The sequence below is a fragment of the Oleiphilus sp. HI0086 genome (assembly GCF_001635225.1).
On record NZ_LWFZ01000590.1, the window covers coordinates 1 to 323 of the forward strand.

The 323-nt window shown below is 42.1% G+C and carries 1 protein-coding gene; it reads left to right on the forward strand.

The window, feature by feature from the left end; translation table 11 throughout:
• Nucleotides 1-22 precede the first annotated feature (22 nt).
• Nucleotides 23-323: putative Ig domain-containing protein (locus tag A3756_RS07020; RefSeq protein ID WP_156490340.1), on the forward strand; the 301-nt coding region annotated here is incomplete at its 3' end.

Genomic DNA, 323 nt, shown 5'->3' on the forward strand with positions numbered 1-323 from the left:
GGCGACTATTAAGTTGTCCATTATGGCGGTTAATGATGTACCCGTTATTGCATCAACCCCAATGTTGTCAGCGATAGAAAGTGAACTCTATCAATACCAAATAGTTGCTACTGATGTTGATAGCAGTGACTTATCCTTCAATTTACTTAACTCCCCAGATGGGATGTCAATTGATTCGAATACGGGGCTTGTGTCGTGGGTACCTGATTATTATGCAGCTGCAGAATATCCGATTACGGTATCGGTAACAGATGGTATCCTGCAAGACACACAAAGCTTTAGTCTCAACGTACAGAATACTAACCGAGCGCCTGTCATCAATA